Origin of the sequence: Streptomyces sp. cmx-4-9 (genome assembly GCF_046548835.1) — a bacterium.
In the GTDB taxonomy this organism is placed as follows: Bacteria; Actinomycetota; Actinomycetes; order Streptomycetales; family Streptomycetaceae; genus Streptomyces.
In genome coordinates this window covers 278,233-304,154 of record NZ_JAEBEE010000008.1, presented here as the reverse complement: position 1 = coordinate 304,154, position 25,922 = coordinate 278,233, and the positions used below count along the sequence as shown (strand labels likewise).

Here is a 25,922-nt window from a genome sequence, read left to right as displayed (position 1 = left end):
CGCCTCACAGCACGGCGACGGCGAGGCTCACGACGTACTGCTCCTCGACCGTGCCGCCGGGGAAGAGCGGGGCCAGCAGCTCCCGTTCCGCTGCGAAGTAGGCGCGGGCGCCTTCCCCGCCCAGCAGCAGGAAGGCGGAGTGGCTGGCCAGGTTGGCGAGGTGGTCCTCCAGCGTGACGCGCCGGGACCAGCGCACGGACCGGGTGGTGAACTCGCCCAGGCCCCGGGGCAGGGTGCGGAAGCTCTGCCCCTGCGCCCCGAAGAAGGCGGCGAGCCGCTCCTCCTGCGCCGCGATCCACGGGACGGCGGAGTCCGTGTCGTTCCACCAGATGGCGAGCGCCCCGCCGGGCCGCAGCACGCGGCGGGCCTCGGGGACGGAGCGGGCCGGGTCCGTCCAGTGCCAGGCTTGGGCGTAGGTGAGCAGGTCGAACGCGCCGGTGGCCAGCGGCAGCCGGTCCCCGTCCCCCCGCACGAGCGGGATCGCGGGGTTCGCCCGGCGGAATTCGGCGGCCATCCCGTCCCCGGGTTCCACGGCGAGGACCTCGGCCCCCCGGCCGTGCAGCAGGGCGGTGCCGATCCCGGTCCCGGCCCCGACGTCGGCCACCCGCGCCCCGGCGAGCGGCCGCCCGGCGAGTTCCTCCAGCGCGTCGAAGAGCTCCGGCGGGTAGCCGGGGCGGTGCGCCTGGTACAGGGCGGCGGCGGAGTCGAAGGACCGGGCACGTGTCGTCATGGGGCCATTGTTTGCGCTCAGCCGTCCCGGCACCAGTACGGGGAACTGCCGCCCCCGCGGGGGGATCAGCCGTGATCGCCCGCCTGTCGGGCCCGGGTGCGGCGCACGGACGAGGTGGTCCCGCAGGCCGGCGGCTCGGGCCGGACGGCGCTCCTGTCCGGCGGCCACCGGAGCGGCTTCGGGCAGCAGACCCTGTCGTCACCGGGCCGTACGGCCGCCTGGTCGGCCGCGGCGCGCGGCGCGGGCACCGTCCGCGGCTGACCGGCGGCCAGGCGCTTTGATGGACCCCATGACGACGAACAACTGGGCAGCGTTCGAGGAGGCGGAGCCGGAGTTCGCGCGGGCCGTCCGGGCCCGCTTCGCGCAGTACCCGCACCACGTCCTGGGCACCCTCCGCAAGGACGGGTCGCCCCGGCTCAGCGGTCTCACCGTGGACATCCGGGGCGGTGAGCTGTGGCTCGGGATGATGGCGGGCTCCCTGAAGGCCCGGGACCTCCAGCGCGACCCCCGCTTCGCCCTGCACACCAACCCGGGCGAGGGCGAGGCGATGCCGGACGGGGACGTACGGATCTGCGGGCGCGCGCTGGAACTGGTGGACCCGCCGGAACTGCACCGGTACGCGGAGGAGACCGAGACCCCGCACCCGTTCCACCTCTTCCACGCCGACCTGACGGAGGTCGTCCGCACGACGGTGCAGGGCGACGAACTGGTGGTCCGCTCCTGGACCCCGGACCACGCCCTGCGCACCCTGCGCCGCCGCAACGACGACGAACCACCCCACGAGGACGCGGCCACGGACACCCCGGCCTCCCCCACCACCTGAGCCGCACCCCCACACAACCAGCCCCGGCTGCACCCGCCCTCACCCACAAGAGCCCGTACGACGGCCCGGAACGCAAGGCGCCCGCTCCCCCGGTCCGGAGCCGGCGGGCGCCCCGCCGCCGTGCGTTCGGCTCAGCTCATGCCTGCGCCAGTCTGAAACCGGCGCAGGCCGACTTCCCCACCGGTTCGTCACGGATCTCGAACTCGTCCGCGAGCGTCGTCACCAGCCACAATCCGCGGCCGCATTGCGCTTCGAGGTCAGCGCGCTGCACCTGCGGACCACCCGGTCCGCTGTCCCGCACCTCGATCCAGAACAGGCCGCCGTCCCACCACAGCCGTACGGCAAACTCGCGCCCGTGCGGCACGCCGTGCAGGACCGCGTTCGCAGCGAGCTCCGAGGCGCAGAGCCGTATGTCGTCCCGCCGCTCGGTCACATCCCACTCGGCGAGCGTGTCACCGACGAACTGACGGGCCGCACGCACCGAGGTGCGGGCCCGCAGGAAACGCTGCCGCCGGGAGAAAGACAAGGCACGCCACCACCTTGACGCTGAGCTTCCAGGACACTACGGAACGTATCGCTTTTCGCGAAAAGCAGCAAGGTCTACGGGCTGGGTCGGGCGCACGCCGTCGCTTAACGTGGAACACGGCAAGGGGAGTCGGACCCACAGGAGGCATGGTGAGCAGTGGCGGTGGCTGGACCAGCACATCGATGCCCTACCTGGCTCCGCGGGCCGCCGGCGCCGAGGACGCGTGGAGCGCGGAAGCCTCGGGGGCGGGTCGGCGCGGAGGCCAGCGCATCCTCGGGGCCGGGGAGGCCGAGGCTCCCCCGCAGGTCGCCGCAGCCCTCGACCTGACGCCCGGAGCTGTCGTGGTGGTGCGCCGAAGGATCATCGAACTCGACGGCCAGCCGGTCGAGTTGACGGACACCTACTATCCTGCGGCCATCGCGGCGGGCACCCCGCTGGCCGGCGCCGGGAAGATCAAGGGCGGGGCCGTGACCCTGCTCGCCGCTCTCGGGCACGTCGGCGTGCGGGTCGTGGAGAACGTGACAGCCAGGCTGCCCGACGCCGAGGAGAGCGGGCAGCTCCGCCTCGCGGCGGGCGAGCCGGTACTGCAGCTCGTCCGCACCACCTATGACGCGGCCGACCGCCCTGTCCAGGCCGACGTCATGGTCATGCCTGCCGGCCTCCAGCAGTTGCAGTACGAGATCAGGATCGGATGACCTTGCCCAGCCACGAAGCCGAAGCCGTCGACCCGCGGCCGCTCCACGTCCGCATCGCTTCCGACCTGCGCGACGAGATCATGAGCGGCAGCCTCGCGGCAGGCACCAGACTGCCCTCCACCACCCGGTTGAAGGACCGCTTCGACGCCTCCAACGCCACGATCCAGAAGGCCGTGCAACTCCTGAAGGAGGAAGGGCTGGCCGTCGGACGGGCAGGCGCCGGGGTGACCGTGAGGGAGATCCGGCAGCGGACCGTCCGCCCCGCGGGTTCGCTCGCCCCGGCGTCGGCCGGGGCCCCGTACCCCTGGCTCGCCGAGATGCCGGAAGGGCGGCCCGCAGCGCGCATCCGACTGCTGTCGGTCGAGCAGGTACGGGTCACCGGTGAGGTCGCCGACGCACTCGGACTGCCGTCGGGTGCACCGGCGGTGTGCCGACACCAGTTGATCACTGTCGATGACGAGCCCGCCGAGCTCGTGAGTTCGTACTACCCCGAGGACGTCGCACAGGGCACCGTCCTGGCCGAGGAGCGGCGGATCAGGGGCGGGACGCCGACCGTCCTGCGCGAGCTGGGCTTCCCGCCCCGTCGCGCCGTCGACCGGCTCTCTGCCCGGGTCGCGACGCAGGAGCAGTACACCGCCCTGCGGCTGCCGGGGGACCTGCCCGTTCTGCGCACGCTGCGCACCGTGTACGGCGACGCCGACCGACCCGTCGAGGTCACCGTGATGGTGAAGGCCGGCCACCTCTACGAGCTGCAGTACGCGTTCACGCCCGAGGGCTGACCGCCGCACGCCACAGCGCCCGCCATCCCTGGTCGGGGACATGGCGGGCGCTGCGTCAGGGCTCCGTACGCCGTTGTACGGACCGTATGAGGGGTCCCGCCCCGGGAGGCGGGGGTACGGCGGTCCCGCCCCGGGGGCGGTCGGCGGCTAGACCGTCAGCGAGCGGTCCGTCGGCTTGACCGGGTACGGGAGGGCGCTGGCGCCGGTCAGGAAGCGGTCCACGCCGCGGGCGGCCGAGCGGCCCTCCGCGATGGCCCAGACGATGAGCGACTGGCCGCGGCCCGCGTCGCCGGCGACGAAGACGCCGTCGACGTTGGTCGCGTAGGAGGCGTCGCGCTCGATGTTGCCGCGGGCGTCCATCGCCAGGCCGAACTGCTGGACCAGCCCGTTCTCCTGGTCGGTGCCCGTGAAGCCCATCGCCAGGGTGACCAGCTGCGCGGGGAGGACGCGCTCGGTTCCGGGCTTCTGCTCCAGCTTGCCGTCCTTGAACTCCACCTCGACCAGGTGCAGCGCCTGGACATTGCCGTCCTCGTCGCCCTCGAAGTGGGTGGTGGAGACGGAGTAGACCCGCTCGCCGCCCTCCTCGTGCGCGGAGGTGACCTTGTACAGCATGGGGAACGTCGGCCAGGGCTGGTTGGCGCTGCGGTCCTCGCCCGGCTTGGGCATGATCTCCAGCTGCGTGACCGAGGCCGCGCCCTGGCGGTGGGCGGTGCCCACGCAGTCGGCGCCCGTGTCACCGCCGCCGATCACGACGACGTGCTTGCCCTCGGCCGTGATGGGGGGCGCCATGAAGTCGCCCTCCTGGACCTTGTTCGCGAGGGGGAGGTACTCCATCGCGAAGTGGATGCCCTTGAGCTCGCGCCCCGGGACGGGCAGGTCGCGGGAGACCGTCGCGCCCGCCGCGATGACCACCGCGTCGAACCGCTTGCGCAGGTCCGTGGCGGTGATGTCGCGGCCGACCTCGATACCGGTACGGAACTTGGTGCCCTCCGCGCGCATCTGCTCGATGCGGCGGTTGATGTGCACCTTCTCCATCTTGAACTCGGGGATGCCGTAGCGCAGCAGGCCGCCGACGCGGTCGGCGCGCTCGTACACCACCACGGTGTGCCCGGCCCGGGTCAGCTGCTGGGCGGCGGCGAGGCCCGCCGGGCCCGAGCCGATGACGGCGGCCGTCTTGCCGGACAGCCGCTCGGGCGGCTGCGGGGTGACGCTGCCGTTGTCCCAGGCCTTGTCGATGATCGAGACTTCGACGTTCTTGATGGTGACGGCCGGCTGGTTGATGCCGAGGACGCACGCCGACTCACAGGGGGCCGGGCACAGCCGCCCGGTGAACTCCGGGAAGTTGTTCGTGGCGTGCAGGCGCTCGGACGCCGCCGACCAGTCCTCGCGGTAGGCGAAGTCGTTCCACTCGGGGATCAGGTTCCCGAGCGGGCAGCCGTTGTGGCAGAACGGGATGCCGCAGTCCATGCAGCGGCCGGCCTGCTTGCTGATGATCGGGAGCAGGCCGCCCGGGACGTAGACCTCGTTCCAGTCCTTGAGCCGTTCGCCGACGGGACGGGTGCAGGCGGTCTCGCGCGCCGTGGTGAGGAAGCCCTTCGGGTCAGCCATGGGTCGCCGCCTCCATCATCTTCTCGGTGGTCTCGGACTCCGAGAGTCCGGCCAGCTCAGCGGCGTCCTTGGCGGCGAGCACTGCCTTGTACGTGGTCGGGATGATCTTGCTGAAGCGGTCCGCCGCGACGGACCAGTCAGCCAGGAGCTTCGCGGCGACGGTCGAGCCGGTCTCCTCCTCGTGGCGGCGCACCACATCGTGCAGCCACTGCTTGTCGGTGTCGGAGAGGGCTTCGACGGCCCCCGCGTTGCCGACGTTGACGTTGTCCCGGTCGAGGTCGATGACGTACGCGACGCCGCCCGACATGCCGGCCGCGAAGTTGCGGCCCGTCTCGCCGAGGACCACCGCCTGACCGCCGGTCATGTACTCGCAGCCGTGGTCGCCCACGCCTTCCGAGACGACCAGGGCGCCGGAGTTGCGGACGCAGAAGCGCTCACCGGTGCGGCCGCGCAGGAACATCTCGCCGCCGGTGGCTCCGTAGCCGATGGTGTTGCCGGCGATCGTGGAGAACTCGGCGAGGTGGTCGGCGCCGCGGTCGGGCCGGACCACGATGCGGCCGCCGGACAGGCCCTTGCCGACGTAGTCGTTGGCGTCGCCCTCCAGCCGCAGGGTGATGCCCTTCGGCACGAAGGCGCCGAAGGACTGGCCGGCGCTGCCCGTGAAGGTCAGGTCGATCGTGTCGTCGGGCAGGCCCGCGCCGCCGAACTTCCTGGTCACGTGGTGGCCGAGCATGGTGCCGACGGTCCGGTTGATGTTCCGGATGGCGACCTGGGCGCGGACCGGCTGGGCCGCCTCGGCCGATTCGGCGTTCAGGGCCTCGGAGGCGAGCTCGACGAGCTCGTTGTCGAGGGCCTTCTCCAGCGCGTGGTCCTGCTCGATGCGGGCGTGGCGGACCGCGCCCTCGGGCAGCTCGGGCACGTGGAAGAGGGGTTCGAGGTCGAGGCCCTGGGCCTTCCAGTGCGTGACGGCCTGGGTGGTGTCGAGCAGCTCGGCGTGGCCGACGGCCTCTTCGAGGGTGCGGAAGCCCAGCTCGGCGAGGAGCTCGCGGACCTCCTCGGCGATGAACTCGAAGAAGTTGACGACGAACTCGGGCTTGCCGGAGAAGCGGTCCCGCAGGACCGGGTTCTGGGTGGCGATGCCGACGGGGCAGGTGTCCAGGTGGCAGACGCGCATCATGACGCAGCCGGAGACGACGAGCGGCGCGGTCGCGAAGCCGAACTCCTCGGCGCCGAGCAGCGCGGCGATGACCACGTCGCGGCCGGTCTTGAGCTGGCCGTCCGTCTGGACCACGATGCGGTCGCGCAGCCCGTTGAGCAGCAGGGTCTGCTGGGTCTCGGCGAGGCCGAGCTCCCAGGGGCCGCCCGCGTGCTTGAGCGAGGTGAGCGGGGAGGCGCCCGTTCCGCCGTCGTGGCCGGAGATGAGGACGACGTCCGCGTGCGCCTTGGAGACACCCGCGGCGACCGTGCCCACGCCGACCTCGGAGACCAGCTTCACATGGATGCGGGCGGCCGGGTTGGCGTTCTTGAGGTCGTGGATCAGCTGGGCGAGGTCCTCGATGGAGTAGATGTCGTGGTGCGGCGGCGGGGAGATCAGGCCGACACCCGGGGTGGAGTGCCGGGTCTTGGCGACCCACGGGTACACCTTGTGGCCGGGCAGCTGGCCGCCCTCGCCGGGCTTGGCGCCCTGCGCCATCTTGATCTGGATGTCGTCCGCGTTGACCAGGTACTCGCTGGTGACGCCGAAGCGGCCGGAGGCGACCTGCTTGATGGACGAGCGGCGCGCCGGGTCGTACAGGCGGTCCGGGTCCTCGCCGCCCTCACCGGTGTTGGACTTGCCGCCCAGCTGGTTCATGGCGATGGCGAGGGTCTCGTGCGCCTCCTTGGAGATGGAGCCGTACGACATGGCGCCGGTGGAGAAGCGCTTGACGATGTCGGCGACCGGCTCGACCTCGTCGAGGGGGATCGACGGCCGGTCCTCGCTCTTGAACCCGAAGAGGCCGCGGAGCGTCATGAGGCGCTCGGACTGCTCGTTCACCCGGTCCGTGTACTGCTTGAAGATGTCGTAGCGGCGGTTGCGGGTGGCGTGCTGGAGGCGGAAGACCGTCTCCGGGTCGAACAGGTGCGGCTCGCCCTCGCGGCGCCACTGGTACTCGCCGCCGATCTCCAGCGCGCGGTGCGTGGCCGCGATGCCGGAGGCCGGGTACGCCTTGGCGTGGCGCGCGGCCACCTCCTTGGCGATGACGTCCAGGCCGGCGCCGCCGATCTTGGTGGCGGTGCCGTTGAAGTAGGCCCCGACGAACTCCTCGTTCAGCCCGACGGCCTCGAAGACCTGGGCGCCGCGGTAGGAGGCGACGGTGGAGATGCCCATCTTGGACATGACCTTCAGGACGCCCTTGCCGAGCGCGTAGATCAGGTTCTTGATGGCCTGCTCCGGCTCCAGGCCGGACAGGAAGGTGCCCGCGCGCAGCAGGTCCTCGACGGACTCCATGGCGAGGTACGGGTTGACCGCGGCGGCGCCGTAGCCGATCAGCAGGGCCACGTGGTGGACCTCGCGGACGTCGCCGGCCTCGACCAGCAGGCCCACCTGGGTGCGCTGCTTGGTGGCGATGAGGTGGTGGTGCACGGCGGAGGTGAGCAGCAGCGAGGGGATCGGTGCGTGCTCGGCGTCCGAGTGGCGGTCCGACAGGACGATGAGGCGGGCGCCGTTGGCGATGGCCGCGTCGGCCTCGCCGCGGATCTCCTCGATGCGCGCGGCCAGGGCCTCGCCGCCGCCGGAGACCCGGTAGAGGCCGGAGAGGGTGGCTGCCTTCATGCCCGGCATGTCGCCGTCGGCGTTGACGTGGATGAGCTTGGCCAGCTCGTCGTTGTCGATCACCGGGAAGGGCAGGGTGACGCTGCGGCAGGACGCGGCGGTCGGCTCCAGCAGGTTGCCCTGGGGGCCGAGCGAGGACAGCAGCGAGGTGACGAGCTCCTCGCGGATGGCGTCCAGCGGCGGGTTGGTGACCTGCGCGAAGAGCTGGGTGAAGTAGTCGAAGAGCAGCCGGGGGCGCTCGGACAGGGCCGCGATCGGGGAGTCCGTGCCCATGGAGCCGAGGGGCTCGCCGGCGGTACGGGCCATCGGCGCGAGGATGACGCGCAGCTCTTCCTCGGTGTAGCCGAAGGTCTGCTGGCGGCGGGTGACCGAGGCGTGGGTGTGCACGATGTGCTCGCGCTCGGGCAGGTCCGTCAGCTCGATCTCGCCGGTCTCCAGCCATTCGGCGTAGGGCGCGGCGCCGGCCAGCTCGGCCTTGATCTCGTCGTCCTCGATGATCCGCTTCTGGGCGGTGTCGACGAGGAACATCTTGCCGGGCTGCAGGCGGCCCTTGCGGACGACCTTGGCCGGGTCGATGTCGAGGACGCCGACCTCGGAGCCGAGGACGACGAGGCCGTCGTCGGTGACCCAGTAGCGGCCGGGGCGCAGGCCGTTGCGGTCGAGGACCGCGCCGACCTGGGTGCCGTCGGTGAAGGTGACGCAGGCCGGGCCGTCCCAGGGCTCCATCTGGGTGGAGTGGTACTTGTAGAACGCGCGGCGGGCCGGGTCCATGGAGGTGTGGTTCTCCCACGCCTCCGGGATCATCATCAGCACGCTGTGCGGGAGCGACCGGCCGCCGAGGTGGAGCAGCTCCAGGACCTCGTCGAAGGAGGCCGAGTCGGAGGCGTCGGGGGTGCAGATCGGGAAGATCCGGTCCAGTGCGCCCTCGCCGAAGGCCTCGGAGGCCAGCTGGGACTCACGGGCCTTCATCCAGTTGCGGTTGCCCTTGACCGTGTTGATCTCGCCGTTGTGCGCGACGAAGCGGTACGGGTGGGCGAGCGGCCAGGACGGGAAGGTGTTCGTCGAGAACCGCGAGTGGACCAGGGCGAGCGTCGAGGCGAAGCGACGGTCGGAGAGGTCGGGGAAGAAGGGCTCCAGCTGGCCGGTGGTCAGCATGCCCTTGTAGACGATGGTGCGGGCGGAGAGCGACGGGAAGTACACGCCCGCCTCGCGTTCGGCGCGCTTGCGCAGCACGAAGGCCTTGCGGTCCAGCTCGATGCCCGTCGTCCCGTTGCTGACGAACAGCTGCGAGAAGGCCGGCATCGTGGCGCGGGCGCCGTTGCCGAGCAGGTCGGGGGTGACCGGGACCTCGCGCCAGCCGAGGACCGTGAGGTTCTCCTCGGCGGCGATCGCTTCGATCTGCTCCACGGCGACGGCCTGTGCGGGGCCGTCGGCGGGGAGGAAGGCGATGCCGACGGCGTAGGCGCCGGCTTCGGGCAGGTCGAAACCGGCCACCTCGCGCAGGAACGCGTCCGGCACCTGGGAGAGGATTCCGGCGCCGTCGCCCGAGTCCGGCTCGGAGCCGGTCGCGCCGCGGTGTTCGAGGTTCCGCAATACGGTCAGCGCCTGCTCGACCAGCGTGTGGCCGGCCTCGCCGCTGAGGTTGGCCACGAAGCCGACGCCGCAGGCGTCGTGCTCGTTGCGCGGGTCGTACATGCCCTGCTGGGCGGGGCGACCGTCCATGGGCGACCAGGCAGTGGTGCTGAGGCCGGTCGCGGAGTGCGTGGATGCGGAACGCATCGGCTCTCCCGTCGTCGTCGTGGCATATGTGCATAGCCGAGGGACGACGTTGGCCCTCTGCGAAATTTCGTGCAGATTACATGATGACGACAATCCCGAGAAGCGGATACGTCATTCCAGCATGCGGACACTGCACGAGGCAGAAAAGTGGGGACCTCCGCTGCACATCCGGTGGTCGTACGCCGGAGGCGACGCGGGGCGGGGGTCCCGTGCAGGGCGGGCATCGTTGCCCGGAGCCCTGTGGTGATGCCCGGCGCACACGCGAGCGAAACCGCCGGGTAACGAACTACTTATGTGGTGCACTGCATAGTGTCTCATTCCTTGCGCGGTCAGCCTACGGCTCCGCCGATCCAGGTTCCCAGGATGTACGTCACACCCGCGGCCGCGCCACCCAGGACGAGCTGGCGCAGCCCGCTGTACCACCAGGACCGGGCGGTGACCCGGGCGACCACGGCCCCGCAGGCGAAGAGGCCGGCCAGCGCGAGCAGCACCGCGGGCCACAGGGACGTGGCACCCAGCAGGTACGGCAGGACGGGCAGCAGCGCGCCGAGCGCGAACGAGCCGAAGGACGAGACCGCGGCGACCATGGGCGAGGGCAGCTCGTCGGGGTCGATCCCGAGCTCCTCGCGGGCGTGTATCTCCAGGGCCTGCTCGGGGTCACGGGACAGCTGTATGGCGACCTCGCGGGCCAGCGCTGGCTCGACGCCCCGCGAGACGTACAGCTCGGCCAGCTCCTCCATCTCGTCGACGGGGTGCTTGCGCAGCTGCTGACGCTCCACGTCCAGCTCGGCCAGCACCAGCTCGCGCTGGGAGGCGACGGAGGTGTACTCGCCGGCCGCCATCGAGAACGCGCCGGCCGCCAGGCCCGCCAAGCCGGTGATCACCACGGTCTGCGGGGCGACGGCCCCGCCGGCCACACCGGTCATCAGCGCGAGGTTGGAGACGAGCCCGTCCATGGCACCGAACACGGCCGGCCGTAGCCACCCGCCGTTGACGTCGCGGTGGGTGTGGTTGTCCCGGTGTGCGGTGTGCAGCGGTGCTTCGACATCAATGATGGACATGCGATATATCTCCCCTTTTGCTCGAACGGGCCGCGCGACACGTCCCGCTCCCCCTGAACACCTCGAAACTACGCACGATTTTTGCCCCCCGCCAGCAAGGAAGGCCGTACTTACCTGCGGTTTTACGGGTCGGCGACCGGGTGACGGGGGCGTTCGCGGGGTGTTTCGCGACGAGCGACAAACCACATGCCATGGCACAAATCCCCCAAGGGCTCAAGATGAGTCCCATCAAGTGGAGAGGCGCGCCATGGAGCTGATTGCATGCAATCCGCAGGTCCTCCTCGAACGGGCCAGGGGCGCTCTTCTCGGCCTCGCGGTGGGGGACGCGCTGGGCGCTCCCGCCGAGAACATGAAGCCCTCGGAGATCCGGGCGAAGTGGGGCCGCATCGAAGGCTTCGTGTCGGACGACCCGGCGGGCACGGACGACACCGAGTACGCGATCTTCTCGGGGCTGCTGCTGGCCCGGCACGGCTCGGCGCTCACCGTCCCCCACGTGGAGCGGGCCTGGCACCACTGGATCGCGGATCTGGACGAGGGCCCGTTCCGGGGCGCCGGATTCTCCGAACGCGGCACCCTGGAGAACCTCCGGCGGGGCCTGGCCGCCCCGATCTCCGCCCAGCACCGGCACGCGTGGTCGGACGGTCTCGCCATGCGGGCGGCCCCCTTCGGGGTGTTCGCCGCGGGCCGTCCGGCGGAGGCGGCCCGGCTCGTCGCCATCGACGGCACGGTCAGCCACGACGGAGAGGGCATCTACGGCGGCCAGGCGGTCGCGGCGGGTGTCGCCGCCGCGATGGCGGGGGGCTCGCCGGCCTCGGTGGTCTCGGCGGCCCTGTCCGTCATCCCCTCCGACTCCTGGACGGCCCGCTCCCTGCGCCGGGCGGTCACCGCCGCCCCGCGCGGCGAGCGGGCCGTCCGCTCGGCCGTGGTCATCGGCGGCTACCCGTGGACGGACCTGGCGCCGGAAGCGGTGGGCCTGGCCTTCGGGGCCTTCGCGGCCTGCCGGGGGGACTTCGCCGGCTCGGTCCTGACGGCGGTCAACATGGGCCGGGACGCGGACACCACCGCGGCCGTCGCGGGCGCGCTGGCCGGCGCGACGGCCGGCGCCGCCGCCATCCCCGAGGGGTGGGCCGCGGCCATCGGCCCGGTGCGGGGCAGCTGCCTGCCGTCGATGCGGGGCTACCACGTCCTGGACATCGCGGACCTCCTGACCCCGGAGTACGAGGGCCCGCGATGACCCCGACCCCCGACCCGGCCCCCGCAGCCGCTCTCCCGCCCCCCGCACCCGCAGCGGCTCCCCCGGCCACCGCCACGGCCGCCACCCCGGCCCTGGTCCCCGTGCGCGTCACCGGGACCCCCTACACCGCGGCCCCCCTCACCGGCGCCCCCGAGACCCGCACCCTCCCGGCCGCCGGCCTCACCCCCGCCCCCGACGCCCTCCCGCCGGCCGCCCTCGCCGGGCCCGCGGCGGGGTGCACCGCCGAGACCGTGCCCGCCCGGGCCGGCACGGCCCTCCCGCCCGCCGCGGAACGGCCCGTCGAGGGCCGTGCGCCGGGCCTCCCCGCACTGCTCCGCCCCGCCGGACCCGCCGCCCGGCCCTCCGCCGGACCCCCCGCGGCGCTCCCCGCCGGGCTGCGGACCGGGGTGCGGGCCGGGGCCCGGCCCATCGAGGGGCTGCTCCTCGGGCTCGCCGCAGGCGATGCGGCCGGCTGGCCCGCCGCCCGGCACCGGGCCAGCCGGATGCCCGAGTGGACCCGCCGCCTCACCCGGGAGCTCGACACCTTCGCCGAGCAGAACGCCACCACCACCCTCCCCGTCCCCATCGCCCTCAACCAGCCGCCCGAACCGCTGCGCCTCGGGCCCAGCGACGACGCCGAGTGGGCGGCCTTCGTGGCCGAGTCCGTGCTCACCGCCGCCGGCGTCCTGCTCAGCGACCTCTCCCGGTCCCGCCGGATGCGGGCCGCCATCGACCTCGCCTGGAACGCCCTCGCCTCCGAGGTCGCCGCGGCGGCCGAACGCGCCCCGGAGGTCGAGTCCGCCGTGCTCCCGCTGCGCGCCCGGATCTCCGTACGCGCCGGCCTCGGCAACCTCGCCGCCGGCCTGCGCCCGCCCGCCACCGGCCACGACAACCCGCACTACTTCGACGACGCCGCCTGCGTCCGGGCCTGCGTCCTCGCCGTCGTCCACCCCGGCGACGCCGGCGCGGCGGCCGACCTCGCCGAGTTCGACGCCCGCTACACCCAGGACGGCGACGGGGTCCACGGCGCCCGCGCCATGGCCGCGGCCCTGGCGACCGCGCTCGCCGGGGCGGACGTCGACGCCGCGGTCGACGCCGCCCTCGACCAGCTCCCCGGCAGCACCGAGATCGGCCGCAACGCACGGCACGCCGTCCGGCTCGCCCGGACGAGCGGGGAAGCCGGGGCGTTCGCCATCGTCCCCACCCTCGAACACGAGATCGTGGACCACGTGTACAGCTACGGCATCGCCGCCGCCGAGACCGTCCCCGTGGCCCTCGCCCTCGCGACCGCCGCCCGGGGCAGGGTCGCCGAGGCCGTCCCCGCCGCGGCCTGCCTCTCGCGGGTCGCCGACTCCGCCCCCGCCCTCGCCGGCGCGCTCACCGGAGCCCTCGGCGGCGGCGACTGCGTGCCCGCCGCCTGGCGCGAGGCCTGCCGGACCCTCTCCGGCTGCGCGCTCCCCCGCCTCGCCGGCACCGACCTCGTGGAACTCGCCGCACTCCTGACCCGCACGGAACTCACCTCACCCAAGGGATGATTCGGACATGACGCTCACGTTGGAGGACCGGTCGGCAGGCGCCCTCGTCGGGGCCGCGGTCGGTGACGCGCTCGGCGGTCCGGTGGAGGGCTGGACCCCCGAGCAGATCGTCGACCGGCACGGCGGCCGCGTGCACGGCATCGTCGGCCCGTGGCACGAGGACTGGCGCACGGCCCGGCCGATCGCGCCCTACCACAAGGGTGACGGGCACGTCACCGACGACACCCTGATGACCCACGCCCTGGTCCGGGTGTACGAGGCCGTACGGGACCACCTGGACGCCTACGCCGTCGCCGAGCACCTGGTCCCGGACCTGATGACCAACCCCCGCTGGATCCCCGAGCTGGAGGCCGAGGCCCTGCCGCTCCAGCGGATCTTCCTGGCCGAGAAGTGGATCGTGACCCGGCTGCACTACGCGCACGTCGACCCGCGCGAGGCCGGCAACGGCAACATCGTCAACTGCGGTGCGGCGATGTACATGGCACCGGTGGGCATCGTCAACGCGGGCAACCCGGCGGGAGCGTACGCCGAGGCGCTGGACCTCGCCGGGGCGCACCAGTCCTCCTACGGGCGGGAGGCGGCGGGCGTGTTCGCGGCGGCGGTGGCCGCGGCGTGCACCCCCGGGGCGACGGCCGCCTCCGTGGTGGAGAGCGCCCTGTCCCTGGCCAAGGACGGCACCCGGGCGGCCATCTCCGCGGTGGCCGAAGCGGCGTCGGCGCACCGGGACGTCGAGTCGGCGCTGGGCCCGCTGCGGGCGGCGGTGGCCCCGTACGACTCGGTGGGCCCCCACTACCGCGCGCCCTCCCTGGGCGCCCGCCGCCCCTCGCGGCTGCACTCCGTCGAGGAGCTCCCGGTCGCGCTCGGCATGCTGCTGGTCGCGGACGGCGCGTACGAGGCCGCCGTGCTCGGCGCGGTCAACTACGGCCGCGACTGCGATTCGATCGCCACCATGGCCGGGGCGATCGCCGGGGCCATGGGCGGCGAGGCGGTGGTCCCGGAGGTCTGGGCCAAGCAGGTGGCCGAGGCCAGCCGTCTGGACCTGCACGCCCCGGCCCGCTCCCTGGCCGCGGTGGCCCGCGAGGTGTTCACCCTCGACCTGACCCGGCGCGAGGCCCACGAGTCGGCCTTCACCGCCATCTCGGCCCCCCGGTGACCCGTCCCTGCGGCCTCGGCTCCCCGGCCGTGGCCGCCCCGCCCGAGCCGCTGCCCGGCCCCGGCCCCGCCCCGGGCGGCGGGCCCGCGCTCCTGCGGGTGACCTGGGTGCAGCCCGAGGACCTGATCGGGCACGAACTGCGGCAGGCCGCCGAGGACGGCCGGGATCCGGCGCCGGCCCGCCGGGCCTGGCTCGCCGCGGGCGGGCACCCGGCGCCCGAGCGGGCCGGGGCCCGCGCCGTCCCCGCGGATCCGGGGCTGCGCGCCCTGGCCTGCCGGCTGCTGGACGAGCTCGGCGCCCAGCCCTCCCCGCTGGCCGCCGCGGAGCCCGCGTCGTGGGCGGGCGTGCGCGCCGCCTGCCCCGCCGCTGCCGCACCCCGGCCACCGCGGTCCCCGGCCGCGGGCCTGCCGGCCCGGCTGGAGGCCGCCTGGGTGGGGCGGGCCGCGGGGTGCCTGCTCGGCAAGCCCGTCGAGAAGCTGCCCCTGGAGGGGATCCGGGCGCTGGCCCGGGCCGCGGGCAACTGGCCGCTGGACGGCTGGTTCAGCGCGCACGGCGTGCCGCCGGAGCTGCTTGCCGCGTATCCGTGGAACCGGCGCTCCGCCCCCACCTCCCTCGCCGAGAACATCGACGGGATGCCCGAGGACGACGACCTGAACTTCCCCCTCCTCGGCCTGCTCCTGCTCCAGCGGTACGGCAAGGCCTTCACCACGGCCGACGTCGCCCGGGTCTGGCTCGACGAGCTGCCCGCCGGGCGGACCTTCACCGCCGAGCGCGTCGCGTACCGCAACCTCCTGCTCGGGCTGGAGCCGCCCGCGACCGCCACCCGCCGCAATCCGTTCCGCGAGTGGATCGGCGCCCTCATCCGCGCGGACGTCCACGGCTGGACCCGTCCGGGGGACCCGGCCGGCGCCGCGGCCGCGGCCTACCGGGACGCGGCCCTGACCCACACCGGCAACGGCGTGTACGCCGCCCTGTTCGTCGCCGCGGCCACCGCGGAGGCGGCTGCCGGACGCACCGACGTGCACGGGGCGCTGCGGGCCGGCCTGGACTTCGTTCCGCCCCGCTCCCGCCTCGCCGAGGCCGTCCGGCACGGTATCGGGGCGGCCCGCGAGGAGCCGTGCTTCGAGGCCGTCGTGGACCGGCTGCACGCCCGCTACGGCCACTACCACTGGGTGCACGCCGTCCCCAACACCGCGCTGATCGCCGCCGCCCTCACCCACGCCGACGGGGACTTCACCCGTTCCGTCTGCCACGCCGTGTCCGGGGGCTGGGACACCGACTCCAACGGGGCCACCGCCGGAGCCCTCGCCGGGATCCTGGCTGGGGCGCCGGGGAAGCTGCCGGAGCGGTGGACCGCCCCGCTGCGCAACCGCCTCGCCACCTCCGTCGCCGGTTTCGACGGCATCGGCTTCGACACCCTCGCCCATCTCACCGCACAGGAGGCAGCCCGCTCATGACGGCCATCGCCGTGCTCGGCAGTACGAACATGGACCTCGTCGCCTACGTCCCGAAGGCGCCCCGCCTCGGGGAGACCGTCACCGGCCGCGCGTTTCGCACCGCCCCCGGCGGCAAGGGCGCCAACCAGGCCGTCGCCGCCGCCCGCTGCGGCGCGGAGGTGGTCATGATCGGAGCGGTGGGGGCCGACGACTTCGGTGTGCGGCTGCGCTCCGCGCTCGCCGCCTCCGGGGTGGTCACGGCGGCCCTGCGCACCGTCGAGGGCCCCAGCGGCACCGCGCACATCACCGTGGACGACGAGGGCGCCAACAGCATCATCGTCGTACCCGGGGCGAACGCGAGCGTCACCGGGCTGGAGGCGGGGGACGACCGCCGGATCGGCGCCGCGGGCGCCCTGCTCCTGCAGTTGGAACTGCCCCTGGAGGCCGTCCTCGCCGGCGCCCTCGCCGCCCGCGCACACGGAGTGCGTACGGTCCTCACCCCGGCCCCCGCCCCGGAGGCCCCGCCCGGCGGCGGCTGGGGGACGCTGCCCGCCGGACTCCTCGCCGCCACCGACCTGCTGGTCCCCAACGAGCACGAGGCTGCGGCCCTGACCGGGCTCACCGACCCCCACCGGGCCGCCGCGGCCCTGCTGGAGGACGTGCCCGAGGTGGTGGTCACCCTCGGCGCGGCCGGATCCCTGTACGCCGCCCGCGGGCAGGAGCCGCTGACCGTGCCCGCGCCGCAGGTCAGGGCCGTGGACACCACCGCCGCCGGGGACACCTTCGTCGGGGCGCTCGCCGTGGCCCTCGGCGAGGGCCGGCCGATGCGGGACGCCCTCGCCTGGGCCTCCTGCGCCGCCGCGCTGTCCGTGCAGCGGCGCGGGGCCCAGGACTCGATGCCGTCGCGCGCCGAGGTCGACGCGTTCGCGGCGGACCGGGGCACGGGACGGTGACCGGGTCCCCGGCCGGGCCCCTGTCCGGGCTGCGCGTCCTCGACCTCGCCACCCTGTTCGCCGGTCCGCTGGCCGCCACCCTGCTCGGTGACTTCGGCGCCGAGGTCGTCAAGGTGGAGCACCCCGGCCGCCCCGACCCCTCCCGCGGCCACGGGCCCGCCAAGGACGGCATCGGCCTGTGGTGGAAGCTGCTGGGCCGCAACAAGCGGACGATGACCCTGGACCTGTCCACGCCCGGCGGCCGGGACACGCTGCTGCGGCTGGCCGCCGGAGCCGACGTGGTCGTGGAGAACTTCCGCCCCGGCACCCTGGAGAAGTGGGGGCTGGGCTGGAGCGAGCTGTCGGCCGTCAACCCGCGCCTGGTGCTGGCCCGGGTCACCGCCTTCGGCCAGCACGGCCCGTACGCGCACCGGCCCGGCTTCGGCACCCTGGCCGAGGCGATGAGCGGGTTCGCCGCGATCACCGGGGAGCCGGAGGGGCCGCCGACCCTGCCGCCCTTCGGGCTGGCGGACTCCATCGCCGCGCTGACCACCGCGTATGCCGTGATGACCGCCCTGGCCGGCCGGGACCGGACCGGGCACGGGCAGGTCGTGGACCTGGCGATCATCGAGCCGATCCTGACCGTGCTGGGCCCCCACCCGCTCTGGTACGACCAGCTCGGGTACGTGCAGCCGCGCACCGGCAACCGGTCCGCCAACAACGCCCCCCGCAACACCTACCGCAGTGCGGACGGCCGCTGGCTCGCGGTCTCGGCGTCCGCCCAGTCGATCGCGGAGCGGGTCGTGCGGCTGGTCGGCCGGCCCGAGCTGGCCGAGGAGCCCTGGTTCGCCTCCGGGACGCAGCGGGCCGCCCACGGGCACGTCCTCGACGAGGCCGTCGGCGGGTGGATCGCCCGGCACAAGGCGGACGAGGTGGTCGCGGCCTTCGAGGAGGCGCAGGCGGCCGTCGCCCTGGTGTACGACGTCCGGGACGTGATGGCCGATCCGCAGTTCGCCGCGCTGGACACGGTCACCGAGGTGGAGGACCCGGAACTCGGCCCGCTGCGGATGCAGAACGTCCTGTTCCGGCTGTCCGAGACCCCCGGCGCGATCCGCTGGGCGGGCCGCCCGCACGGAGCGGACACCGAGGAGGTCCTCACCGAACTCGGCCTGACCCCGGCCGAGATCACCGCGCTCCGCACCGAGGGAGCCCTGTGATCCTGACCTGGCTGTACGCGCCGGGAGACCGCCCGGCGGTGGTGGCCAAGGCCCTGGGCTGCGCCGCCGACGCGGTCATCGTCGACCTGGAGGACGCGGTGCCGGCCTCCCGGAAGGAGTACGCCCGCGCCGCGACGGCCGAGTTGCTCTCCGAGCCGCCCGCGCTCCCCGTCCACGTCCGCGTGAACGCCCTGGACTCTCCCTGGGGCGGCGCCGACCTCACCGCGCTGGCGGGCCGGCCCGGGCTCGCGGGGCTCCGGCTGCCCAAGGTCAGCGCCCCGGAGCAGGTCGCGGCCGTCGCCGAGCGGACCGGCGGGGTCGGCCTGTACGCCCTGCTGGAATCCGCGCTGGGCGTGGAACGCGCGTACGAGATCGCCCGCGCGCACCCCGCCCTGCGCGGGCTCTCCCTGGGTGAGGCGGACCTGCGGGCCGACCTGGCCGTCAGCGCGGACCCGGGCCTGGACTGGTGCCGCTCCCGGGTGGTGGTGGCGGCCCGGGCGGCCGGGCTGGCGCCCCCGGCCCAGTCCGTGTTCCCCGACATCCGGGACCTGGAGGCGCTGGCCGTGTCCTGCGCGCGGGGCCGCTCCCTCGGCTTCCTGGGCCGGGCGGCGATCCATCCCCGCCAGCTCCCGGTGATCGAGCGGGCCTACCTGCCCGCTCCCGCGGACGTCGCCGCGGCCGAGCAGATCCTCGCGGCGGCCCGGGCCACCCCGGGGGCGCTGGCCCTGCCCGACGGCCGCTTCGTGGACCCGGCCGTGGTCGCCGCCGCCCAGCGCACCCTCGCGCTGTCGGCCCGGACGGCGGCCCGCTGACCCGACCGGCAGCGCCGAAGGGGCGCCGCGCCGTGCGCGGCGCCCCTTCGGTGGCGCGGATTCCCCTGCCCGGGGCGGGGTCCAGGGCTCAGGGCTTGTCGGTGTCCGGGGCTCGGTCCGCGGTCTGCGGCGCGGCCCCGGCGGTCCCGGCGTCCTTGGTCAGCACGGAGGCCTTCGCGGCCTTCGCGGGGGCGGCGGCCGCCTTGGCGGCGCCGTCCGGACCGGTCCCGGCCGGGGAGGCGTCGGCCGGGGAGGCGTCCTTGGATGCGGCGTCCGCGCCGGCTTCCGGCGCGTCCGTCCCGGTGGCGGCGTCCTTGGCCTCGGCGTCGGCGTCGGTCCCGGTCCCGGCCGTGGGCTTGCCGCCCGGGAGGTCCGGCTCCACGACCTCCTCGCGGCCCGGCCGCAGCTTCGCCGACAGCACGAGGTAGACCACGGCCAGCACGAAGACGACGATCGAGGTCCACACGTTCAGCCGCAGGCCGAGGATGTGGTGCGCCTCGTCGACGCGCATGTACTCGATCCAGCCGCGGCCCACGCAGTACGCGGCGACGTACAGGGCGAAGGCGCGTCCGTGGCCGAGCCTGAAGCGGCGGTCGGCCCAGATCACCAGGACGGCGACGCCGATGCACCACAGGGACTCGTACAGGAAGGTCGGGTGGTAGGTGCCGGCGTCCCGGTTCGGGCCCTCGCTGATCTGCACCGCCCACGGCAGGTCGGTCGCGCGGCCGTACAGCTCCTGGTTGAACCAGTTGCCCCAGCGGCCGCAGGCCTGGGCCAGCGCGATGCCCGGGGCCAGGGCGTCCGCCCAGGCCGGCAGCGGGATGCCGCGCAGCCGGCAGCCGATCCAGGCACCGACCGCGCCGACGGCGATGGCGCCCCAGATACCGAGGCCGCCCTCCCAGATCTTGAGGGCGTCGACCCAGTTGCGGCCCTCGCCGAAGTAGAGCTGGTAGTCGGTGACCACGTGGTAGAGGCGGCCGCCGACGAGGCCGAACGGCACTGCCCACACGGCGAGGTCCGCGACGGTGCCCGGCTTTCCGCCGCGCGCGATCCACCGCTTGTTGCCGAGCCAGACGGCGACGAAGACGCCGATGATGATGCAGAACGCGTAGCCGCGCAGCGGGATCGGTCCGAGGTGGACCACGCCGGTCGACGGGCTGGGGATGTAAGCAATGTCCATGGCAGACATGACGCTACCCTGCCGGGCGGTGCTGACCGCAACCCGCCCGGCAAGCCGAAACCAAATCCACACACGGCCCGGGGGCCGCTCAGCGGGCCGAGGAGCCCTCCGGGCTGCCGGAGGCCGCGGACGAGGGCGAGGCCTTCCCGCCGGACGCCGTACCGGACGACGTCCCGGAGGACATGCCGGACGACGTCCCGGAGCTGCCGCCGGAGGCCGTCCCCGATCCGGACCGGGAGCCCGGGCTCGCTGACGCCGAGGCCTTGCCGGGTCCCTTCGAGGCGCCTGCGCCGGCGCCGGCGTCCGCTCCCCCGTCCGGGTCGCCGGTGGAGCCGGTCCCCTTCGCGGCGGCCTCCACCTGCGCCTTCAGCTTCTGCGGGGTCAGCGGGTCGGCCTGGTCGGCGAAGATGTCCTTGCCGTTCAGCTGCACGGTCGGGGTGCCCCGGAACTTGCCGGCCCGGAAGGCTTCCTGCGACTTGGCCACCCAGCCGTTGTGCGTGCCGTCCTCGACGCAGGAGCGGAAGGCCGGGGTGTCCAGCCCCTCGACCTTGCCGGCCAGCTCCAGCAGCTTGGCGTTCTTGCCGTAGGCGTCGTCGACCTCCTGCGGCTGGTTCTGGAAGAGCACGTCGTGGTAGGCGGGGAACTTGCCGGCGTCCTGTGCGCAGGCCGCCGCGTTCGCCGCCTTGAGCGAGCCGCTGCCGCCCATGTTGCCGTCGATGAGGGTGGCCAGGTGGTAGTCCACCTTCAGCAGCCCCTTGGCCTCCAGTTCGTGGACGGTCTCCCGGTAGTTGTCCTCGAAGGCCTTGCAGGCCGGACAGCGGAAGTCCTCCCACACCGTCAGCGTGGACGGGGCCTCGTCCTTGCCCGTCCGGATGACGAGCGCGTCCTTGCCGGTGGCCCCCGAGGGGGCGACCAGCGGACCTTCCTTGGCCGAGTCCCCGCTCTTGCCGGTGTTGGCCGCGATCAGGCCGACGACGGCGGCCAGGCCGAGCACGCCGACCACCGCCGCCGACACGACGAGGGTCCGTCGGCGCCTGTCCCGGGTCTTCTGCCGCTCGCGCTCCTGCTGGAGTCGCTCCCGGGCCGATCGTTTCGTCGCATCGCGGTTCGCACCGTCGTTCATCTCGCTCACGTTCCGCCAAACGAAGCAGGGAGGCACTCGCGTGCCTCCCTGCTCCCACTTCCACCCGATCGGGCTACAGAACCCGCCGGCGGACCGCCGTGCGTCAGCTCCTGCGTACGCCTTCCGCAAGCTCGGCCGCCAGGGCCCGTACGCCGGCCAGCCCGGCGGCAGGGTCCGGCGCGTCCAGCAGCAGCTTCACGAAGGCCGAACCGACGATCACGCCATCGGCGAAGGCGGCGACCTCCTTGGCCTGCGCGGCGTTGGAGACGCCCAGCCCGACGCAGACCGGGAGGCCGGCCTGGGCCCCGGGGGTGGCGCGGGTGCGCTCCACCAGGTCCTGGGCCTGGTTGCCGACCGACTCGCGGGTGCCGGTGACGCCCATGAGGGAGGCGGCGTACACGAAGCCGGAGCCGGCCGCCGTGATGGTGGCCAGGCGTTCGTCCTTGCTGCTGGGGGCCACGACGAAGACGGTCGCCAGTCCGTGCCGGTGCGCGTGCTCGCGCCACGGCGCGGACTCCTGGACCGGCAGGTCGGGCAGGATGCAGCCGGCGCCGCCCGCCGCCGCCAGCTCGGTGGCGAACCGCTCGACGCCGTAGCGGTCGATGGGGTTCCAGTACGTCATCACCAGGACCGGGGCGCCGGTCGCGGCGTGCGCCTCCCGGACCGTCCGCATGACGTCCGCGATCTTGACCCCGCCGCGCAGGGCGATGTCGTCGGCGGTCTGGATGACCGGCCCGTCCAGGACCGGGTCGCTGTGCGGCAGCCCGATCTCGACGATGTCGGCGCCGCCCTCGACGACGGCCTTGACCGCCTCGATGCCGCCGTCGACGGTCGGGAAGCCCGCGGGGAGGTAGGCGACGAGGGCGGCCCGGTCCTCGGACTTCGCCTTGGCTAGGGTGGCCGTCAGCAGCTCGATGTTGCCGCTGCCCGCTGCGGCGCTCTGGGTGGCGTTCACTTGTCGTCCCCCTCGGAGAACTCGTTCTCGGCGACTTCCCCGTCGGTGTCGTACAGCCCGAAGTAGCGGGCCGCCGTGTCCATGTCCTTGTCCCCGCGGCCGGACAGGTTGACCACGATCAGCCCGTCCTCGCCCAGCTCCCGGCCCAGGTCGAGGGCGCCCGCGAGGGCGTGCGCCGACTCGATGGCCGGGATGATGCCCTCGGTGCGCGAGAGCAGCCGCAGGGCCTGCATCGCCGCGTCGTCCGTCACCGCGCGGTACTCGCCGCGGCCGGAGTCCTTGAGGTAGGAGTGCTCGGGGCCGATGCCCGGGTAATCCAGGCCGGCCGAGATCGAGTACGGCTCGGTGATCTGGCCTTCCTCGTCCTGCAGGACGTACGAGCGGGAGCCGTGCAGGATGCCGGGCTCGCCCGCGGTCAGGGTGGCCGCGTGCTCGCCCGTCTCGACGCCGTGCCCGGCGGGCTCGAAGCCCACCAGGCGGACGTCCGCGTCCGGGATGAAGGCGTGGAAGAGGCCGATGGCATTGGAGCCGCCGCCGACGCAGGCCGCGACGGCGTCGGGCAGTCGGCCGGCGCGCTCCAGGATCTGGCGGCGGGCCTCGACGCCGATCACCCGGTGGAAGTCGCGCACCATGGCCGGGAAGGGGTGCGGGCCGGCGACCGTGCCGAAGAGGTAGTGGGTGCGGTCCACGTTGGCGACCCAGTCGCGGAACGCCTCGTTGATGGCGTCCTTGAGGGTCCGGGAGCCGGACTTCACGGCGATGACCTCGGCGCCGAGCATGCGCATGCGGGCCACGTTCAGCGCCTGGCGCTGCGTGTCGATCTCGCCCATGTAGATGGTGCAGTCGAGGCCGAAGAGGGCGCAGGCGGTGGCGGTGGCGACACCGTGCTGGCCGGCGCCCGTCTCGGCGATGACCCGGGTCTTGCCCATGCGCTTGGTCAGCAGGGCCTGGCCCAGCACATTGTTGATCTTGTGCGAGCCGGTGTGGTTGAGGTCCTCGCGCTTGAGGAAGATCCGCGCGCCGCCGGCGTGGGAGGCGAACCGGGGCACCTCGGTGAGGGCGCTGGGCCGGCCGGTGTAGTGGACCATCAGGTCGTTCAGCTCGGCCGCGAAGGCCGGGTCGCCCTTGGCCTTCTCGTACTCGACGGCGACCTCGTCCACGGCGGCGACGAGCGCCTCGGGGATGAACTTGCCCCCGAAGTCGCCGAAGTAGCCCTCGGCGTTCGGGACGTGACCCTCAGGGTCCGGAATGAAGAACTCACTGGACATGGCCGGATACTCCTGCGGATGCGTGGTGCGGCGGGGTTGTCACCGTATGGCGCCGCCCGCCCGTGGCGCGCACACCCCGCTGGGGCGTGCCGTGCGTACGGTGCGGAGCAGCCCGCGCCCGGAGCCGGCGGCCCGGGCGGCGGGCCGTACGGGAACGCCGGCGCGGCCGGGCCGCGGGGGCGTTCCTCGTTACAGCGCGCCTCGGCGGCGCCATCGCATGCCGTTGACCTGACCGGGCTCGGAGCCGATCACGTACCGCACCCGCCGCCCGTGCACACGCCGGGCCGGGGCGCGGCAGCCGCGGGGGCGGCAGCCGCGCGCCAGGGGCGCGTGCGCCGTCGGCACGGCGGCCGGGCCGAGGCCGGGCCGGGTGCGGACGCAGGAGCGGTCGGGGGACACGGGACGGGTCAGCTCCGCCCGTGGCGCAGTGCGGGGTGGGCTCCGGCGGCGACCAGGTCGGCCACGGCCGCCTTGGGGTCGCGTCCGGTGACCAGGGACTCCCCGACCAGGACGGCGTCGGCGCCCTCGTTGGCGTAGGCGATCAGGTCGTGCGGCCCGCGGATGCCGGACTCGGCGACCTTGACGATGTGGGCGGGGATCTCCGGGACGACGCGCTCGAAGGTGGCGCGGTCGACCTTGAGGTCCTTCAGGTTGCGGGCGTTGACACCGATGATCTTGGCGCCGGCGGCGACCGCGCGCTCGACCTCGTCCTCGTCGTGGACCTCGACGAGCGGGGTGAGGCCGATGGACTCGGCCCGCTCGATGAGGGAGACGAGGGCCTCCTGCTCCAGGGCCGCGACGATCAGCAGCACGAGGTCGGCGCCGTAGGCGCGGGCCTCCCACAGCTGGTACGCGGTGACGATGAAGTCCTTGCGCAGGATCGGGACGTCCACGCGGGCGCGGACGGCCTCCAGGTCGGCCAGCGAGCCGCCGAAGCGGCGCTGCTCGGTGAGGACGGAGATGACCGCCGCACCGCCCGCTTCGTAGTCCGCGGCGAGCCCGGCCGGATCGGCGATGGCGGCCAGCGCGCCCTTGGACGGGCTGGAGCGCTTGACCTCGCAGATCACCTTGACGCTGTCGCCGCGCAGGGCAGCGACGCCGTCCTTGGCCTGGGGCGCCTTGGCGGCACGCTCCTTGAGCTCGTCGAGGCTCACGCGGGACTGCCGTTCGGCAAGGTCTTCGCGGACCCCTTCGATGATCTCGTCGAGCACACTCACGCGAGCGGCCCCCTTCCGGGTTGATGACGGTCGGCCGCCTTGCAGACACGTACACCTGCAAGGTCAGCACTCAAATGATATCCGCAGGAGGGCTTGCTCTCCGCACGCGGTTGACGGCGTCCCAGTGACTGGACAATCGGAATACGGACTTCAGAGGGTGTGCCGACCGGGTTCAGGGGGCCAGTGCCGAGCCGAAAGAAAGATTTCGGACCACGGAGAAGACCAGGACCGCGGCGCCGAGGGCCCACCACTGCGCCGGCGTGGGCGCGGGCTTCGGCACGGGGCGGCCGCGGGCCGCCCTGACCAGCCACAGGGCCATGAACCCCGCGAAGACGGCGTAGCCGGCGACGGCCACCGCATTCGCCCCGAGGGCCGTCACCAGGTCGCCGTGGGCGAACGCGTGCGCACTGCGCAGGCCCCCGCAGCCGGGGCACAGGACGCCGGTCAGCCGGAAGAGCGGGCAGACCGGGTAGTGGCCCGGCTCGTTGGGGTCGACGGCGCCCACGTAGGCGAAGGCGGAGACGGCCCCGGCGAGCACCAGCACCGGCGCGGCCAGCCGCCGGAGCCGTCCGGGGGCCGCAGCGGGGGCGGCGGCGGGTGGCGCGGCCGGGGGCGGCCCGGCGGCGGGCGGCCCGGCGGCGGGCGGCGGGGCGTCGGGGGTGCGGGGGGCGTCCACCCGCTGATTCTCTCCGCTCATGACAAAAGGCGCAGCCCGGCGGGGCCGCGCCTTTCGGCTGCGTCTGGTCCTCGCCGGGCGGGCACTCAGACCTTGGCGGGGACCTTGTTGGCGGCGATGACCTCCGCGAGGTCGGTGTAGGACGCCTTGGGGGCGCCCATGCCCGCGGCCTTCATCCCCAGTCCGACGACACCGCCGAGCGCGACGACGCCCAGACCCAGCCAGAACCCGAGCTGGTTGGCCAGCACCATGAAGGCGCCGGAGATGCAGAAGCCGACGAAGGCGATGATGACACCGGTCCAGGCGGCCGGGGTGTGTCCGTGTGATGTGCCCGCCATGAGTTGCTCCTTGTTGCTCTCAGCTGTGTCGAA

23 protein-coding genes and 1 pseudogene are annotated in these 25,922 nt (G+C 73.9%); 11 read left to right on the top strand and 13 right to left on the bottom strand.

Features of this window, described 5'->3' with window-relative positions; genetic code table 11:
• Positions 1–4: 4 nt before the first annotated feature.
• Positions 5–730, bottom strand: a complete 726-nt coding sequence (locus tag ACLJTM_RS25560) for a class I SAM-dependent methyltransferase (RefSeq protein WP_411106055.1) — start codon at positions 728–730, stop codon at positions 5–7.
• 96 nt (positions 731–826) lie between these two features.
• Here ACLJTM_RS25560 and ACLJTM_RS25555 point away from each other — a divergent pair, with 96 nt between their 5' ends.
• Both ACLJTM_RS25555 and ACLJTM_RS25550 read left to right on the top strand, forming a co-directional pair.
• The gene (locus tag ACLJTM_RS25555; RefSeq protein WP_411106054.1) at positions 827–991 is read left to right on the top strand and encodes a hypothetical protein; all 165 of its coding nucleotides are present in this window, start codon (positions 827–829) and stop codon (positions 989–991) included.
• A 28-nt stretch (positions 992–1,019) separates the two neighbouring features.
• Positions 1,020–1,553, top strand: coding sequence for a pyridoxamine 5'-phosphate oxidase family protein (locus ACLJTM_RS25550; RefSeq protein WP_411106053.1), 534 nt, complete (start codon positions 1,020–1,022; stop codon positions 1,551–1,553).
• Positions 1,554–1,689: 136 nt separating this feature from the next.
• Here ACLJTM_RS25550 and ACLJTM_RS25545 read toward each other — a convergent pair whose 3' ends face one another.
• Positions 1,690–2,079 carry an ATP-binding protein gene (locus ACLJTM_RS25545; protein WP_411106052.1) on the bottom strand — a complete coding sequence of 130 codons (390 nt, stop codon included), beginning with the start codon at positions 2,077–2,079 and terminating at the stop codon, positions 1,690–1,692.
• A gap of 146 nt (positions 2,080–2,225) precedes the next feature.
• Here ACLJTM_RS25545 and ACLJTM_RS25540 point away from each other — a divergent pair, with 146 nt between their 5' ends.
• Both ACLJTM_RS25540 and ACLJTM_RS25535 read left to right on the top strand, forming a co-directional pair.
• Positions 2,226–2,774, top strand: coding sequence for a GntR family transcriptional regulator (locus ACLJTM_RS25540; RefSeq protein ID WP_411106051.1), 549 nt, complete (start codon positions 2,226–2,228; stop codon positions 2,772–2,774).
• Entirely contained in the window at positions 2,771–3,553 is a 783-nt protein-coding gene (locus tag ACLJTM_RS25535) for a GntR family transcriptional regulator (protein ID WP_411106050.1), read from the top strand. The genes ACLJTM_RS25540 and ACLJTM_RS25535 overlap by 4 nt, the downstream gene beginning before the upstream one ends.
• Before the next feature lie 147 nt (positions 3,554–3,700).
• On the opposite strand, the gene ACLJTM_RS25530 is transcribed toward ACLJTM_RS25535, so the two are convergent.
• From ACLJTM_RS25530 to ACLJTM_RS25520, 3 genes are all read right to left on the bottom strand, one after another.
• Positions 3,701–5,161: a glutamate synthase subunit beta gene (locus ACLJTM_RS25530; protein ID WP_411106049.1), complete on the bottom strand. Its 1,461-nt coding sequence runs from the start codon at positions 5,159–5,161 to the stop codon at positions 3,701–3,703.
• On the bottom strand, positions 5,154–9,695 hold the full coding sequence (gene gltB / locus ACLJTM_RS25525; protein ID WP_411106259.1) for a glutamate synthase large subunit: 4,542 nt from the start codon (positions 9,693–9,695) through the stop codon (positions 5,154–5,156). The genes ACLJTM_RS25530 and gltB overlap by 8 nt, the downstream gene beginning before the upstream one ends.
• A 386-nt stretch (positions 9,696–10,081) precedes the next feature.
• Positions 10,082–10,813: a VIT1/CCC1 transporter family protein gene (locus ACLJTM_RS25520; protein ID WP_411106048.1), complete on the bottom strand. Its 732-nt coding sequence runs from the start codon at positions 10,811–10,813 to the stop codon at positions 10,082–10,084.
• 247 nt (positions 10,814–11,060) lie between these two features.
• Between ACLJTM_RS25520 and ACLJTM_RS25515 the strand changes: the two genes are divergently transcribed.
• From ACLJTM_RS25515 to ACLJTM_RS25485, 7 genes are read left to right on the top strand one after another with little or no spacing between them, the layout of a single operon-like run.
• A complete protein-coding gene (locus ACLJTM_RS25515; RefSeq protein ID WP_411106047.1) occupies positions 11,061–12,047 on the top strand; it encodes an ADP-ribosylglycohydrolase family protein in 987 nt (328 codons plus the stop codon).
• A complete protein-coding gene (locus ACLJTM_RS25510; RefSeq protein WP_411106046.1) occupies positions 12,044–13,582 on the top strand; it encodes an ADP-ribosylglycohydrolase family protein in 1,539 nt (512 codons plus the stop codon). Before ACLJTM_RS25515 ends, ACLJTM_RS25510 begins: the two co-directional genes overlap by 4 nt.
• Before the next feature lie 7 nt (positions 13,583–13,589).
• Positions 13,590–14,735 (top strand): ADP-ribosylglycohydrolase family protein, encoded by a 1,146-nt coding sequence (locus ACLJTM_RS25505; protein WP_411106045.1) that lies wholly within the window; start codon positions 13,590–13,592, stop codon positions 14,733–14,735.
• Between the two features lie 50 nt (positions 14,736–14,785).
• On the top strand, positions 14,786–16,192 hold the full coding sequence (locus ACLJTM_RS25500) for an ADP-ribosylglycohydrolase family protein (protein WP_411106258.1): 1,407 nt from the start codon (positions 14,786–14,788) through the stop codon (positions 16,190–16,192).
• Entirely contained in the window at positions 16,189–17,124 is a 936-nt protein-coding gene (gene rbsK, locus ACLJTM_RS25495; protein WP_411106044.1) for a ribokinase, read from the top strand. The genes ACLJTM_RS25500 and rbsK overlap by 4 nt, the downstream gene beginning before the upstream one ends.
• Positions 17,121–18,320, top strand: a complete 1,200-nt coding sequence (locus ACLJTM_RS25490; protein ID WP_411106043.1) for a CaiB/BaiF CoA transferase family protein — start codon at positions 17,121–17,123, stop codon at positions 18,318–18,320. The genes rbsK and ACLJTM_RS25490 overlap by 4 nt, the downstream gene beginning before the upstream one ends.
• A complete protein-coding gene (locus ACLJTM_RS25485) occupies positions 18,317–19,132 on the top strand; it encodes an HpcH/HpaI aldolase/citrate lyase family protein (protein ID WP_411106042.1) in 816 nt (271 codons plus the stop codon). The genes ACLJTM_RS25490 and ACLJTM_RS25485 overlap by 4 nt, the downstream gene beginning before the upstream one ends.
• A gap of 88 nt (positions 19,133–19,220) precedes the next feature.
• Here the strand turns inward: ACLJTM_RS25485 and lgt are convergent, their stop codons facing one another.
• The 8 genes and pseudogenes from lgt to ACLJTM_RS25445 all read right to left on the bottom strand — a co-directional run bounded on the left by lgt (position 19,221) and on the right by ACLJTM_RS25445 (position 25,889).
• Positions 19,221–20,312 carry a prolipoprotein diacylglyceryl transferase gene (lgt, locus tag ACLJTM_RS25480; protein WP_411106041.1) on the bottom strand — a complete coding sequence of 364 codons (1,092 nt, stop codon included), beginning with the start codon at positions 20,310–20,312 and terminating at the stop codon, positions 19,221–19,223.
• Positions 20,313–20,649: 337 nt separating this feature from the next.
• A pseudogene (locus tag ACLJTM_RS25475) lies at positions 20,650–21,435 on the bottom strand (DsbA family protein); the annotation flags it as partial.
• 103 nt (positions 21,436–21,538) lie between these two features.
• A complete protein-coding gene (trpA, locus tag ACLJTM_RS25470; RefSeq protein WP_411106040.1) occupies positions 21,539–22,390 on the bottom strand; it encodes a tryptophan synthase subunit alpha in 852 nt (283 codons plus the stop codon).
• Positions 22,387–23,658: a tryptophan synthase subunit beta gene (gene trpB, locus ACLJTM_RS25465; RefSeq protein WP_411106039.1), complete on the bottom strand. Its 1,272-nt coding sequence runs from the start codon at positions 23,656–23,658 to the stop codon at positions 22,387–22,389. Before trpB ends, trpA begins: the two co-directional genes overlap by 4 nt.
• A 189-nt stretch (positions 23,659–23,847) precedes the next feature.
• Positions 23,848–24,003, bottom strand: a complete 156-nt coding sequence (gene trpM / locus ACLJTM_RS25460) for a tryptophan biosynthesis modulator TrpM (RefSeq protein ID WP_411106257.1) — start codon at positions 24,001–24,003, stop codon at positions 23,848–23,850.
• 62 nt (positions 24,004–24,065) lie between these two features.
• Positions 24,066–24,875, bottom strand: coding sequence for an indole-3-glycerol phosphate synthase TrpC (trpC, locus tag ACLJTM_RS25455; RefSeq protein WP_411106038.1), 810 nt, complete (start codon positions 24,873–24,875; stop codon positions 24,066–24,068).
• Positions 24,876–25,047: 172 nt separating this feature from the next.
• On the bottom strand, positions 25,048–25,572 hold the full coding sequence (locus tag ACLJTM_RS25450) for a DUF2752 domain-containing protein (protein ID WP_411106037.1): 525 nt from the start codon (positions 25,570–25,572) through the stop codon (positions 25,048–25,050).
• Between the two features lie 65 nt (positions 25,573–25,637).
• The gene (locus tag ACLJTM_RS25445; protein WP_411106036.1) at positions 25,638–25,889 is read right to left on the bottom strand and encodes an HGxxPAAW family protein; all 252 of its coding nucleotides are present in this window, start codon (positions 25,887–25,889) and stop codon (positions 25,638–25,640) included.
• Between the last annotated feature and the right edge of the window lie 33 nt (positions 25,890–25,922).